The sequence below is a fragment of the Stenotrophomonas sp. 62841_Sma genome (assembly GCF_056482945.1).
Window position 1 is genome coordinate 117,759 of the sequence record NZ_CM151224.1, and the last position, 13,985, is coordinate 131,743.

The following is a 13,985-nucleotide window of genomic DNA, read 5'->3' on the forward strand; positions in this document are numbered from 1 at the left end:
AGGATCGGGAAGAGAGAGGGAGGCTGCAGTTGCGGCCTGGGGAGAAGGGATGTCAGTTCCAGGAAAGATCCTGGCCAGCGTGCTGCTGGCCTCGGGAGTGGCCACTGCGTGGGCCGCGCCGGCCGTGCCGGCACCACAGGAGTTCTACTTCGACAACGACCTGGCGGCAACGCCGATGGTGGCGGTGCAGGGCGAGGGCGATGAGCTGGTGGCCCAGCTGGTCAAGCTGCGTGAGCGCGGCCGCCGCGCGGTGGAAGCGACGGTGCAGCTGGCATCGGTGGCCGGCGCGCAGGGCCGTGGCGAGCTGGCCGAGCAGCTGTATGGCGAGGCGATGAAAGAGGCGCCGGCACAGAGCAGCAGCGGCCGCAGCGTGCGCTGGAACTACGGTTGGGACCTGCTGCGCCAGGGCAAGCCGGAGGCGGCGCTGGAACAGTGGCTGGTATCGGCCAGCAACGCCCGTACGAAGCCCACCTGGGTGCCACCGACCTATGCGTTGGCATTGTGGCGGATGGGGCAGAAGCAGGAGGCGGTGCAGTGGTATGCGGCTGCGGTACGCACCGAGCCGACGCAGTGGAGTACCACGGCCAACTATGGGCAGCTGCTGCCGCAGTGGCGTGAGGATGAGCGCGCGTCGCTGGCCGAGGTGCAGCAGGCCTGGGCGGCCGCACCACCTGCCTGGCCCTGAGGGAAGGGGTTCGGCCGGGTTGCACCCGGCACCCGCAGAGGCAACAGCCAAAGCAACAGCAACAGCAACAGCAACAGCAACAGCGGGCAATCTGTGGGATGGCAGGGCGGTGTGGGTTGGCAGGACACGCCGTAAACCCCCCTCCGGGGTCCGGCCCAGCCGCTGGCGGCTGTGCGTTCGGGGGCTTGCGAGGCATGCCTCGCAGGCAAAGCGCCCTCACCCATGGGGGCTCGATGGCGCCTTGCTCGTGTGCGCTGTCCTGCGCACACGGCAAGGCCGGGGTTGGGCATCCTGCCCAACCCGCCCGAGGCATGCCTCGGGCCCATGGCGCCAACGGTCCTGCCAACCCACACCGCCCCGCCTCCGACAGTTCCCTGCTGCTGGTAGGTGTCGACCTTGGTCGACACGGTAGATCCACGCCATGCGTGGATGAATCTGTAACGGAATCGACTATTCGATATCTGATCGAAGAGCAGCCGAGTGTGGGCTCGGCTACAGAAGGCGGCCAACCAACCGGCTTTTGCTTCTGCTTTTCTTTTTTCTTTTCCGTGGCGGACGCACTCGGAAATTGTCAGAGGCCGGGCGGGGTGGGTTCGCGGGGGTGTCCGCGGCATGGATGCCGCGGCCAAGCCCCCATGGACGGGTTGACGGCGTCCCCCGCGAATCCATCCCGCCCGGCCAAGCGCGGCTTTTGATGTTCACAGTCAACCAGCCGCCACGAGGGGCTGCGCCGTTCGCTGGAAACCCCTCAGTCGTCCGCGGAAACCGTCCGCCCCGACGCCCACGCACGCAGTGCTTCTACCTGCTCTGCCATCAGCACCGACAGCGGTCGGGTGGCGCGGATCTCGGTCATCAGCAGCTCGGTGTCCAGCGGCCGGCCTTCGGCATGTGCCGCATACAGGCCAGCCACGATCGCCTGCTCGATCTCGGCGCCGGAAAAACCATTGGCGGCCGCCGCCAGCGCCGGCAGTGCGAAGTCGTCGGCGTTGAGCTGGCGCCGGCCCAGGTGCAGCCGCAGCAGTTCCACGCGCACGTCAGGCGAGGGCAGATCAACGAAGAAGATCTCGTCGAAGCGGCCCTTGCGCAGCAGCTCGGCGGGCAGCTCGTGCACCTGGTTGGCGGTGGCGACGATGAACACCGGCGCTTTGCGTTCGGCCATCCAGGTCAGCAGGTAACCGAGCACGCGGCGTGACACGCCGCCATCCTCGCCACCGCTGGCCAGGCCCTTCTCGATCTCGTCCATCCACAGCACGCAGGGCGCGAGTTGTTCGGCCGAGGCCAGCGCCTGGCGCAGGTTGGCTTCGGTCTCGCCGTGGTACTTGTTGTACAGCGCGCCCACGTCCAGGCGCAGCAGGGGCACGCCGAAGCCGGCGGCGGTGGCCTTGGCCAGCATCGACTTGCCACAGCCCTGTACACCCAGCAGCAGCATGCCGCGCGGCGGGTCCAGCCCGGCCGGGGCGGAGCCGGCAATGAAGGCCACGCGCCGCTGGTTGATCCAGCGCTTGAGCCGGTTGGCGCCGGCCACATCGCCGAAGCGCGCGCTGTCATGCTCGAAGAACAGGTGGCCGCTGCGGTTGAGCAGCTCGAACTTCAGCCGCGCCAGCTGCGGCAGATCGTCGTCGCGCAGTGCGCCGTCGGCGTAGATCAGCTGGCGCGCGATGCGCCGGGCATCGACCAGGCTCAGGCCCTGCAGGTTCTTCAGGATCTTCTTGACCGCTTCGCTGTCGACTTCAACCCGGCGGCCGCCATGCTCGCGCGCATAGGCGTCGGCCTCCTCGCGCAGCATCTTCAGCAGGGCATTGGCATCGGGCAGGCGCGGGTTGAAGCGCACCGCCAGTGCTTCCAGCTCGGCCGGCAGTTCCACCTTGGCGCCGATCAGCACCAGCACGTGCGGCTCGCTGTGGCGGCGCTGGATCAGGTCGCGCAGGGCGCGCTGGTGGCTGGCATAGCCCAGGTAGGGGTGGAAATCGAGCAGCAGGTAGACGCCGCGCTGGTCGGCCTGGCGGATCATCTGCAGGGCCGCGCTGGCATCGGGCGGCCCGACCGGCGGGTCTTCGCTGTCCAGGTCGATCCGGCGCAGGCCCTCGGTGATCGACCAGCGGTGCAGCGCCCGCCATACGTGCATCAGCGTCTGCCGGAACAGCTCGACGATGCGACCCTCGTCCTGGGTCTCGATGACGATCAGTGGGGTATTGGCGCGGATCAACGCGCTCAGATCCTGCAGTTCGCTCATGCCGGTTCGATCCTTCGGGGGCGCCACGATAGCAAAGGCGATGGCCGCTGGTTCAGCACGACGCTACCTCCCGTCACCATCACCGGTGTACGCTCGGGGCACGTACCCGGAAGCGAGGCTGGCATGAAGACGATCCTGGTGGCCGGTTCCAAGGGCGGGGTGGGCAAGACCACCGTCGCCACCCACCTGGCCGCGTACGCGGCATTGCAGGGCAAGGCCACGGTGATTGCCGATGCCGACCCGCAGGGTTCCAGCACCCGCTGGGCACAACGCCGTGCCGGGCTGGAAAGCGCGGTGCTCCCCATCGACGTGTACCGGAAGAAGCAGTGGGCGCAGAAGCTGCCCGACGGCACCGACACCGTCATCATCGATGCGCCGGCCGGTGCCCTGGCTGACGATATTCCCCATTTCCTCGACGCTGCCGACGCGGTGGTGGTACCGGTGCTGCCCTCGGCGCTGGACATCGAAGCGATCGTCGGCTTCCTCAACAGCCTGGCCCAGAACCCGCGCGTGCACAGCCGCAAGCTGCCGGTGGGGCTGGTGCTCAACCGTACCAAACCATGGACCCAGACCTCGCAGCAGGCGCTGCAGATGCTGGGTGAATGGCCGTACCCGGTGGTCGCGCAGCTGCGCGACAGCCAGAGCTATGTGGTCATGACCGGCCTGGGCCGCAGCCTGTTCGACTACCGCTCGGCCCAGGTGCGCGAGCACCAGGCCGACTGGGAGCCGCTGCTGTCCTGGCTGAAGCTTTGATGCCTGCGTCACTCTTTCTGCTGCATCCTCTTCTTCATGGAAACCCGCGATGCGTGAACTGATCCTGCTGCGCCATGCCCATGCCGAACCGGCTACCCCCGGCCAGGCCGACCTCGACCGGCCGTTGTCGCCGGTGGGGCTCGCCGAAGCCGAAGCCGCCGGCAAGTGGCTGAAGGAGAACAACCTGCTGCCGGACTGCGTGCTGTGCTCACCGGCGCGGCGCACCCGGGAGACCCTGGAAGCCGTGCTCGGCACCATCGGCTATGTCGAGAAGCGCCTGGAAGACCGCATCTACGAGGCTACCCCCGGCACCCTGGCGGCGCTGGTGGACGACCGCCGTGACCTCGACCGGGTGCTGATCGTCGGCCACAACCCCGGCCTGGAGCGCCTGGTGGCGTTGATGACGGAAGGCACCAGCAGCGACTATCGCGGCATGCCGCCGGCCGGCATTGCCGTGCTCGGCTTCCCGCGCGAGGCCTCGATCGAGCCGGGCGTGGCCAGCCTGAACGCGTTCTGGTGGCCGTGATCCAATGAGCCTGGCGCGGCGCAGCCGCTTTCTGCTGCCCGTGCTGCTGGCTTCCGGCGCGGCCTGGGCTGCCGCGCCACCGCCAACGCCCTTGCCGCCGGTGGTCGCTGAAGCGCACCGGGTCCTGCACCTGGATACCCAGCGCTCGCAGATCGGTTTCGAGGTGCGCACCCGCTTCGGGCAGCGCATCGAAGGCCTGTTCCCGCACTTCGAGGGTCGCATCGAGATCCTCTCCGACGGCCGCCACCAGGTGCACCTGAAGATGTTCACGCGCTCGGTCGAGATCCCCGGCAAGGCGCGCTACACCGGCTGGATGCGCGGCGAGGAGTTCTTCGACGCAGGCCGCCACCCGGTGGTCGAGTTCGACTCGCTGCCGTACTGGCCGGAGACCGTGGAAGACGGGGGCGACATCAACGGGCGGCTGACCCTGCGCGGGATCAGCCACCCCGAGACACTGAAGGTCGAGAAAGCGGATTGCGCCCGACCCGGCTATGATTGCGACGTCGTCAGCCGCGGTACCGTGCAGCGAGGCCGGTATGGAATGGACAGCTGGCAGCTTGCCTTGAGTGACCGAGTGACCTTCGTATTGCGAGCGCGCCTGAGTGAGGCGCCGAAACCGTGAACCTCCTGCTGCGTGTACTGGCGCTGGCAACCGTGTTGCTGGGCAGCGGTTGTGCATCGCTGTCCAATGCCGAGCGCGACCGCGCCGAAGCGATCGCCGTGCAGGCGCGCTCGATCCAGGTCGACTGCCAGCGCGCCGACCGCTGCGCACAGGATTCGCCGCTGCGGGCGTTGGCCGGCCGGGCGTTCACCGAATCCACCCCGGAGCAGCCGCGCCACTACGCCACCCTGCTGGACGAGGGGGAGGGCGCCCTGGTGGCGCGCCTGAACCTGCTGCGCAGTGCCACCCGCAGCATCGACCTGCAGACCTACATCTTCGACAAGGACGACAGCGCGCGGCTGGTCATCGACGAACTGCTGGCCGCGTCGCGGCGCGGGGTGAAGGTGCGGGTGCTGATCGACCAGCTCTCGGCGATCTCCGACCTGGAGATCCTCGGCGCGCTGTCCGGTGCCCACCAGAATTTCCAGCTGAGGGTCTACAACCCGACCTTCGGCAAGGCCCGGCTGAACTACTTCGATTACGCCGGCAGCGTGCTGTGCTGCTTCCGTCGCTTCAACCAGCGCATGCACAACAAGCTGCTGGTGATCGACGATGCGATCGGCGTGGTCGGCGGCCGCAACTACCAGGACGACTATTACGACTGGGATCGCGAGTACAACTTCCGCGATCGCGACGTCATGATCGCCGGCCCGGAAGCGCGGGCGATGGCGGCCAACTTCGATGCGTTCTGGCGCGCCAAGCGCAGCGTGCCGGCCGAGCGCCTGAATGACGTGGGCCGCACCCTGCTACGCGAAGGCGTGCCGGTGCTGCCGCCCGCCACGTTCCGCCGCCCGGAGCGGGTGCAGCGGGTCAGCGCTGAAGCCAATGACATGGAGTTCGTCACCCGTTCCTTCGTGGATACCGCGCTGCCGGTGGCCTCGGTGCGCTACGTCGCCGACCTGCCGCGCAAGCACCGCCGCGAGAAGGCCGATGCCCCGCTGGCCGGCCAGCACGTGACCGAGCCGCAGCTGGATGCACTGATCGCCGGCGCGCAGAAGGAAGTGATCCTGCAGACGCCGTACCTGGTGCTGTCCAAGCCGGCGCAGAAGCTGTTCCGCGAGCTGCGCAAGCGCCCGCAGCCGCCGCGCGTGGTGGTGTCCAGCAACAGCCTGGCGGCCACCGACAACCCGATCGTGTATGCGCTGTCGTACAAGTACAAGCGGCGCAACATGCGCGAACTGGGCTTCAACATCTTCGAATACAAGCCGTTCCCGCTGGATGCACCGGTCGACTACCGCAATCTGCTGCCCGACCCGATCGCCGCGCCCGGAGGCGACGACGACGGTGGGCGCAATCCGCTGATCGGCGGCAGCGCCGCTGGCAGCAATGCCGGTGGTGGCAGCGACGGGGATCTGGCCGCGCCCCGCAAGCAGGTGGCGGTGCATCATCCGCGTACCGGCAGTGCCTACCAGAACGCGCGCGAACGTCGCCGCGCCGCCGGCAGCGAGGTGGAAACGCGCCTGCTGCGCACCGAGACGCGTCCGTCGTTCCTGGGCAGCAAGGCGGTCAACAAGCCGTTGCCGGTCACCCGCAAGGGCGCCCGCATGGGCCTGCACGCCAAGTCGCTGGTGGTCGATCGCCGCATCGGCGTGGTCGGCACCCACAACTTCGATCCGCGCAGCGAGAACTACAACACCGAAGGCGCGGTGATCATCGACGATCCGGTGTTTGCCGAGCAGCTGGCCGAGAGCATCCTGCGCGATACCCATCCGCAGAACTCGTGGACAGTGGCGCCGCGGGCCAAGCCGCCAGTGCTGTCGGGCCTGAACTACAGCGTCGGCAAAGCCTCCGAAGCGCTGCCGATCCTCGACTTCTGGCCGTGGCGCTACGCCACCGACTACGAGTTCAAGCCCGGTCCGGACTGCCCGCAGCCGCTGCCCCGGCAGGACCCGGCGTTCCACAACTGCTACGTCGCCGTCGGCGACTTCCCCGAAGTCAACGTCGGCCCGAAGTGGCTGCTGGTGCGCATGCTGACTGCATTCGGCGCCGGCCTCGTTCCCATCCTCTGAAGGTGCCCGCATGACCCAGGTGTTCCGCGAAGCCGTTTCCATCGAGCAGCTCAACGCGCTCAGCCGCAACACGGCGATCGAATCCCTCGGCATCGTCTTCAGCGCTGCGGGCGAAGACTGGCTGCAGGCCACCATGCCGGTGGACGAGCGCACCCGGCAGCCGTACGGCATCCTGCACGGCGGTGCCTCGGTGGTGCTGGCCGAGACCCTGGGCAGCAGTGCCGGCAACCTGTGCGTGGATACCGGCAAGCAGATCTGCGTGGGCCTGGAAATCAACGCCAACCACGTGCGCGCCGTGCGCTCGGGCACGGTCACCGGGACTGCCCGCGCGCTGCACGTCGGCCGCAGCACCCAGCTGTGGGAGATCCGCATCGAAGACGAGCAGGGCCGGCTGGTGTGCATCTCTCGGCTGACCCTGGCGGTGGTGGCCGCCGGCCACGGTTGAGCCCCCGGCGGGCGTGTTGACGGCGGCAGAACCCAGCGTTCCCCGCCGATTGCCCCGGTCAATGGCGGTTATGGCCTAAATCGGCTGGCAGCTGCTGCGGCGCTCCGGTATCGTGCGCGGATGACTTCCCCCACTCCGGCCCCCCGTGGCGGCGTGGCGCGTGTGTGCCGTTACCTGTACCGCGTACCGCTGCTGTTGGTCCACATCACCGTGTTCCTGCCGCTGATCCTGATCGGCATGCTCCCGCCGTGGGGCGAGCTGCGCGTGGGCGAGGATACCTTCGGGGCGAAGGTGGTGAACTGGTGGCAGGGCGGCCTGATGTGGATCTTCGGCTTCCGCCTGTCACGGGTGGGCCAGCCCTTGCCCGGTGCCGTGCTGTTCGTCGCCAACCACGTCAGCTGGGTCGACATCTCCATCCTGCACAGCCAGCGCATGATGGGCTTCGTCGCCAAGCGCGAAATCGCAAGCTGGCCGCTGGTCGGTTGGCTCGCCGCGCGCGGGCAGACCATCTTCCACCAGCGCGGCAACACCGAATCGCTCGGTGGCGTGATGCAGGTGATGGCCGATCGCCTGCGTGCCGGCAAGGCGGTAGGCGTGTTCCCGGAAGGGCGCACCCGCGGTGGCCATGAAGTGGGGCCGTTCCATGCCCGCATCTTCCAGGCCGCGGTCGAAACCGGTGTCCCGGTGCAGCCTGTGGCGCTGATCTATGGGTTCAAGTGTGACGCACAGACCATCGTGGCATTCGGCCCGGGCGAGAGTTTCGCCGCCAATTTCCTGCGCCTGCTGGGTGAGCCGGCGCGGCATACCGAAGTGCATTTCCTGGAGCCGATCGGTACCCAGGACCTGGAAGGCCGTCGACGCATCGCGGAAACCTCGCGCGCGCGCATCGTGGCGGCCATGAGCACCGGCTGAGGGCACGGTGGCCCTGGTCCCGCCACCCGTCCTGGACGCCGGTACACCGACGTTGCATGCGACTGACTACCAGCCGCCGCGCTGGCTGCGCAATCCGCACCTGCAGTCGATGCTCAGCTCCAGCCGCATGCGCCTGCAGCGCGGCCTGCTGCTGCTGGCCGCCACCGGTGCGGTCAGCGAAGAGCTGATCCTTGACGGCGGTGATGGCGTGCGCCTGCAGGGCTGGCACAGCCATGTCGAAGGCCGCGAACCGAAGGGCATGGCCCTGCTGCTGCATGGCTGGGAGGGCAGTGCCGAATCCAGTTACATGCGCATGGCTGCCGCGCGCATGATCGAACAGGGTTTCGATGTGGTGCGGCTGAACTTCCGCGATCATGGCAACACCCACCATCTGAACCCCGGCATCTTCCACTCCAACCTGATCGATGAAGTGGTGCATGCCGCGGGTGACATCGCCCAGCGCTGGCCGCAGCTGCCGCTGGTGGCCGCCGGCTATTCGCTGGGTGGCAACTTCGTGCTGCGCCTGGCCCTGCGCGCGCCGGCTGCCGGCGTGCCGCTGCTGCGGGTGGCCTCGGTGTGCCCGGTGCTGGACCCGGGGCTGACGATGGAGAGCATCGAAAACGGCCCGGCGATGTACGACTGGTACTTCCGCCGCAAATGGGCCGGCTCGCTGCGCCGCAAGCGCGATCTGTTTCCCGAGCTGAGCGACTGCGACGATCGCGTGCTGAAGCTGGACATCCGTGCACTGACTGCCTGGCTGGTCGAACGGCACACCACCTTCGGCTCGCTGCAGGCCTATTTCGATGGCTATTCGATTGCCGGTGACCGCCTGTCCACCCTGCAGGTGCCGGCCGACATCCTGATGGCGCAGGACGACCCGGTGATCCCGTACGCGACCTTCAGCGATTGGCAGCTGCCGCGCCAGGCGCACCTGGAAACCGCCTGCTGGGGAGGCCACTGCGGCTTCCTGGAAAACTGGCGGGGTGACGGCTTCTCCGAGCGCTGGGTGGCGCAGCGCCTGCAGCGGGTGCTGGCGGGCTGAACCGGCACCGGTGCGTGGACCGCTACAATGCGGGTTTGCACTTGAACCGGACCGCCATGCAAGACCAGATCATCCAAGCGTTGCGCCAGAACCAGGCCGACCAGGCCGTGCAGCTGGCCCAGGCGTGGACCCGTGATGAACCCGGCCAGGTCGACGCCCACCGCTGGCTGGCGCTTGCGCTGCAGCAGCAGGGCAAGGCCGAGGATGCGATGGAGGCGCTGCAGCAGGCGTTGCAGCTGGCCCCCGATGATGCCCAGCTGCACCTGCAGCACGCTGGCCTGCTGCTCGCCCTGCGCCAGTACCAGGGCGCTGACGAAGCGCTGGCACGTACCACCGGGCTTGACCCGAACTCATTCGCCGCCTACCTGATGCAGGCGCACCTGGCGATCGGCCGCAACGACTTCGATGAAGCCCAGCGCCTGTCCACGCTGGCCTCGCGCGTTGAGCCGGACCACCCGGAACTGCTGACCATCGACGGCATGATCGCGCTGCGCCGCGACGACCCGGATCGTGCGCTGACGCTGCTGTCGGCGGCCAACCAGGCGCAGCCCAACGACACCCGCGTGCTGTACGCACTGGGCTTCGCCTACCTGGGCAAGGACATGCTGGCCTTCGCCGAGCAGGCGTTCCGCCGCGTGCTGGAGCTGAACCCGGCCATCAGCTCGCTGCATGGCCTGGTAGTGCAGTTGGCGCTGCGCCAGGGCAACCTGGAGGCGGCTGCCGAAGCGATGCAGATCGCGCTTCAGCAGGAAGGCATGGATACGCCGTCGATGCGTCGCCTGGCCGGTGAACTGTCGCTGCGCGGCGGCCAGCCGCTGCAGGCGCTGGACCATCTGCTGCCGTTGCTGGAATCGATCCCCGACGACCGCCAGGTGCTGCAGCTGCTGCTGATGTCCTGGCAGCGCCTGGGCCGCGAAGACGAGGCCCGCGCGCGCCTGGACGCGGCCCTGGAACAGCATCCGCAGCTGCACGACCTGTGGCTGGCACGCCTGGCCGTGGAAGAAGTCGGCAGCCCGACCGCCGCGGCGACCGTGGAGCGCTGGATGGACGCGATGCCGGGTCATCTTCCGGCACTGGAAGCACGCCTGCGCCTGCATGACATGGTGGGCGAACACGAACAGGCCGAAGCCATCGCCGAACGTATCGTCAGCCTCGAACCGGGCCGCGTCAGTGGCGAAACACGCCTGGTCGAAGGCCTGCTGCAGCGTGATCCGGTTGCCGCGATCGCGCGCGTGCAGGCGCTGATCGACAGGGCGCCGGACGGCCATCGCGCCGACCTGCGTACCTGGCTGGGTGAAATCCAGGACCGCGCTGGCCAGCCGGAACAGGCGCTGCAGACGTGGATGGCGCTGCAGGCCGACCAGGCACCGCAGCGCCTGCCGCTTCCACCGCAGGCCAAGGCGCCGCCGAGCTGGCCGGAGAAGGGCGAGATCGACAGTGATGCCAGCTCCGCGCCGATCTTCCTGTGGGGTGCGCCGGGTTCGGGTGTGGAGCGGGTTGCGACCGGCCTGGCGGCCGCCAGCCCGGTGCTGCGCAGCGACCGCTACACCAGCAATCCGCCGGATGATGCATTCCAGAACTACCACACGCTGCAGGACCTCGCCTCCGGCGTGCTGACCCCGGAGCGGCTGGTGCAGCGCTGGCGCGAGCAGCTGCCGGCGCGTGGCCTGCAGGGCGATGCCGTCATCGACTGGCTGCTGTGGTGGGACAACGCCCTGCTGTGGGCGCTGCGCCCGCAGCTGCCGCAGGGACGACTGGTGCTCGTGCTGCGTGATCCGCGCGACATGCTGCTGGACTGGGTGGCCTACGGCGCTGCCGCTCCGCTGGCGATGACCTCGCTGGCTGAAGCCAGCGAATGGCTGGCGCGCGGGCTGGCGCAGGTTGCCACCCTGCATGAGGAAGAACTGTATCCGCACGTGCTGCTGCGCATCGACCAGATCGGCAATGATCCGCACGCGATGGCCGAGCTGCTGGGACGCCTGTTCGAGCGGCAGATGCCGCCGGCCGCACAGCTGGGCGCACCGCGCTTCCCGCCGGGCCACTGGCGCAACTACCGCGACGTGATGAGCGCCGCCTTTGCCAAGCTCACCCCGATTGCGGTGCGCCTGGGTTACCCGGAAGAGTAAGGAGAAGCCGATGCAACTGAGCAGCCACAGCCTGACCAACGGCGCGCCGATCGACCGCGAGTTCGCCGCCGGCGATGCCACCGGCTTCGCGCCGGACCGCAATCCGCACCTGGCCTGGAACGGCGCACCCGAAGGCACGCGTTCGTTCCTGCTGGTGTGCGTGGACCCGGATGTGCCGACCGTTGCGGAAACGGTCGGCCGCAGCGACATGACCGTGCCGCGCGACCAGCCGCGCTGCGACTTCGTGCACTGGGTGATGGCCGATATTCCGGCCTCGGTGCAGGAGATCGCCGCCGGCAGCTGCAGCGATGGCTTCGTGGTGAAGGGCAAGACCGCACCGGCTGGCCCGGCGGGCAGCCGCCAGGGCCTGAACGACTTCACCGGCTGGTTTGCGGGCAACCCGGACATGGCCGGCGATTACCTGGGCTATGACGGCCCCTATCCGCCGTTCAACGACGAACGCGTGCACCGCTATTTCTTCCGCGTGTTCGCGCTGGATGTGGCCTCGCTGGAGCTTCCGGCGCGCTTCACCGCCGCCGACGCATATCGCGCCATGCACGGCCACGTGCTGGCCGAAGCCGCACTGCATGGCACCTACACGTTGAACCCGGCGCTGGGCTGAGCGGCACGATGGGTAGAGCCGGCCGCTGGCCGGCTTTGCTTCTGTAGCGTCGAGCCACCATGAAAAGGGGCGGCCGGCCAGCGGCCGGCTCTACCCACCACGAAGAAGGGCGACCTCGCGGCCGCCCTTCTGTCGTCTTACTTCTTCTCGATGGCCGACTCGACCACCATGTCCAGCACGTACGCCTGCGACGGCGCATCGGCCGGCGGGTTCTTCACTTCGTAGCGCTTCACGCGCACTACGTTGCGCACGCCGTCTTCGTGGGTGTAACCCTCGATGTTGCCGTAGAAGTTCTCGAACTTGCCCGGCTCACCCTGCTTCAGGCCCTTGTCGTCGAACTTCACTTCACGCACCTGCAGGCACTGGTAGTCCGGGATCAGCGGGTGCGAGCACTTCTCGGTCTTGGCGGCCACTTCCAGGAACACGGTTTCGCCGGCGCCGCCGTAGCGGGTTTCAGCGGTCGGTTCCGGGTTGAACACCAGCACGTCGCCCTTGGCGTTGGTCAGGGTCAGCTTGCCATCGGCATCCTGCTCGGCCTTCAGCTCGCCCTGCAGGCGGCTCGACACGGCCTCGTCCAGCGCCATCAGCGCCTTGTCGGTGCAGGCCATCATGGTCGAGGCCATCGCACTGACCGTCAGCTTGCCGTCGGCCAGGGTGTAGCCGCCACCCATGTGGTTGCAGGCGTTGCTGACCGACAGGCGGCCATCAGCGAAGTCCAGGGTGACCGGCTTGTCTTCGCGGGCGAACAGCGCGTCGATGCGCTTGCCGTCGGCGGCGGTGGCCTGCTGCAGCAGCCAGTGCTGGCTCTGCAGGCGCTGCGCATCCAGGTGCGCCAGCGTCTGCTGGTCTGCTGCCTTGGCCGCGGCCGGGGCCACGTCGTCGCCGCCGGTGCCGGCCGGGGCCGGGGTCTGGCTGCAGGCGGCCAGCAGGGCCAGCGGGAGGAGCAGGGTGAGCTTGCGGTTCATGGTGATTCTCCTTGGGGAACCGTGGGGGAAACGGGGTGGGGCCAGCAACGGGGTTACCGTGCCCCGGCGCTGTTCAGCTGCCGGACGGCAACCACAGCAGCAGCGCGGCGCCCAGCGCGATGCGGTAAAGCGCGAACGCGGTGAACTTGTGCGATTTGATGTAGCCCATCAGCCACTTCACTACGACGAAGCCGGTGACGGCCGCGGCAAGGAAGGCCACGCCCACCTCGGTCCAGTTCTCGCTGCTCAGCTGTCCGGCCTTGGCCATTTCCAGGAAGGTGTAGGCGCTGGCGGCGAACATGGTGGGAATGCCAACCAGGAACACGAACTCGGCGGCGGCCGCGCGGCGGCTCAGGCCCAGCAGCATGGCCAGGAAGATCGCCGAGGCCGAACGCGAGGTGCCGGGGAACACGCCGGCCACCACCTGCGCCAGGCCGACGCCGATCGCCACGGTCCAGGTCACCTGGTCGCGGTCGGGCAGGCGCGCGGTGTAGGCCTCCACCAGCAGCATCCAGATGCCACCGATGATCAGTGCCCAGGCCACCGGGCTGACCGTCTCGGGCAGCGACCAGCCGGCTTTGCGCACCACCAGGCCGACCACGGCGGTGACCAGGAAGGCCGCGCCCAGCTTGAATACGTACTCGCGGTTCTCGCGCTGCCCGAAACCGGTGGCCAACTGCAGCAGGCGCTGGCGGAACACCAGTACCACCGCCACGATCGCGCCGGCCTGGATGACGATGTTGAAGAAGTCCGAACGGGCACCCAGCCAGTGCTGGGCGATGAGCAGGTGGCCGGTGCTGGAGATCGGCAGGAACTCGGTCAAGCCTTCGAGGATGCCCAGCAACAGGGCGGAGAGCAGGTCGGACATGGACGGTGCGGGCACGCGCGGCAGGAAGGAAGAAGGTCGAGAGGATAGACGATCACTGCCGCACCAAACGGGTGCGTCCGCTGTCGGCTGCACCCATTTGGTGCGCACGGTTCTGCACCGCTGCGGGGCGGCCTTTTT

At 68.3% G+C, this 13,985-nt stretch carries 13 protein-coding genes; 10 read left to right on the forward strand and 3 right to left on the reverse strand.

Features of this window, described 5'->3' with window-relative positions; all coding sequences use genetic code 11:
* Positions 1–49: 49 nt before the first annotated feature.
* Complete coding sequence (locus ACZK5G_RS00490) at positions 50–685, forward strand: tetratricopeptide repeat protein (RefSeq protein WP_032128715.1); 636 nt, start codon at positions 50–52, stop codon at positions 683–685.
* Positions 686–1,433: 748 nt separating this feature from the next.
* On the opposite strand, the gene ACZK5G_RS00495 is transcribed toward ACZK5G_RS00490, so the two are convergent.
* Positions 1,434–2,918, reverse strand: a complete 1,485-nt coding sequence (locus ACZK5G_RS00495; protein WP_049398189.1) for an AAA family ATPase — start codon at positions 2,916–2,918, stop codon at positions 1,434–1,436.
* Positions 2,919–3,041: 123 nt separating this feature from the next.
* Between ACZK5G_RS00495 and ACZK5G_RS00500 the strand changes: the two genes are divergently transcribed.
* The 9 genes from ACZK5G_RS00500 to ACZK5G_RS00540 all read left to right on the forward strand — a co-directional run bounded on the left by ACZK5G_RS00500 (position 3,042) and on the right by ACZK5G_RS00540 (position 12,014).
* Positions 3,042–3,671: a ParA family protein gene (locus ACZK5G_RS00500; RefSeq protein WP_010487235.1), complete on the forward strand. Its 630-nt coding sequence runs from the start codon at positions 3,042–3,044 to the stop codon at positions 3,669–3,671.
* A 49-nt stretch (positions 3,672–3,720) separates the two neighbouring features.
* Entirely contained in the window at positions 3,721–4,197 is a 477-nt protein-coding gene (locus tag ACZK5G_RS00505; RefSeq protein WP_005407539.1) for a SixA phosphatase family protein, read from the forward strand.
* A 4-nt stretch (positions 4,198–4,201) separates the two neighbouring features.
* Positions 4,202–4,819, forward strand: a complete 618-nt coding sequence (locus ACZK5G_RS00510) for a YceI family protein (protein ID WP_032128717.1) — start codon at positions 4,202–4,204, stop codon at positions 4,817–4,819.
* Positions 4,816–6,867 (forward strand): phospholipase D family protein, encoded by a 2,052-nt coding sequence (locus ACZK5G_RS00515; protein ID WP_071228820.1) that lies wholly within the window; start codon positions 4,816–4,818, stop codon positions 6,865–6,867. The genes ACZK5G_RS00510 and ACZK5G_RS00515 overlap by 4 nt, the downstream gene beginning before the upstream one ends.
* 10 nt (positions 6,868–6,877) lie before the next feature.
* Positions 6,878–7,312 (forward strand): hotdog fold thioesterase, encoded by a 435-nt coding sequence (locus ACZK5G_RS00520; protein WP_032128719.1) that lies wholly within the window; start codon positions 6,878–6,880, stop codon positions 7,310–7,312.
* A 120-nt stretch (positions 7,313–7,432) separates the two neighbouring features.
* Positions 7,433–8,224: a lysophospholipid acyltransferase family protein gene (locus ACZK5G_RS00525; protein WP_478464955.1), complete on the forward strand. Its 792-nt coding sequence runs from the start codon at positions 7,433–7,435 to the stop codon at positions 8,222–8,224.
* Positions 8,225–8,276: 52 nt separating this feature from the next.
* The gene (locus ACZK5G_RS00530; protein ID WP_050509830.1) at positions 8,277–9,266 is read left to right on the forward strand and encodes a YheT family hydrolase; all 990 of its coding nucleotides are present in this window, start codon (positions 8,277–8,279) and stop codon (positions 9,264–9,266) included.
* 56 nt (positions 9,267–9,322) lie between these two features.
* The gene (locus tag ACZK5G_RS00535; protein WP_478464957.1) at positions 9,323–11,392 is read left to right on the forward strand and encodes a tetratricopeptide repeat protein; all 2,070 of its coding nucleotides are present in this window, start codon (positions 9,323–9,325) and stop codon (positions 11,390–11,392) included.
* A gap of 10 nt (positions 11,393–11,402) precedes the next feature.
* Entirely contained in the window at positions 11,403–12,014 is a 612-nt protein-coding gene (locus tag ACZK5G_RS00540) for a YbhB/YbcL family Raf kinase inhibitor-like protein (protein ID WP_049398185.1), read from the forward strand.
* A 137-nt stretch (positions 12,015–12,151) separates the two neighbouring features.
* Here ACZK5G_RS00540 and ACZK5G_RS00545 read toward each other — a convergent pair whose 3' ends face one another.
* Together ACZK5G_RS00545 and ACZK5G_RS00550 are read right to left on the reverse strand one after the other, a co-directional pair.
* Positions 12,152–12,979, reverse strand: coding sequence for an META and DUF4377 domain-containing protein (locus ACZK5G_RS00545; RefSeq protein WP_012509681.1), 828 nt, complete (start codon positions 12,977–12,979; stop codon positions 12,152–12,154).
* A 73-nt stretch (positions 12,980–13,052) separates the two neighbouring features.
* On the reverse strand, positions 13,053–13,847 hold the full coding sequence (locus tag ACZK5G_RS00550; protein WP_197655637.1) for an undecaprenyl-diphosphate phosphatase: 795 nt from the start codon (positions 13,845–13,847) through the stop codon (positions 13,053–13,055).
* Positions 13,848–13,985: the final 138 nt, after the last annotated feature.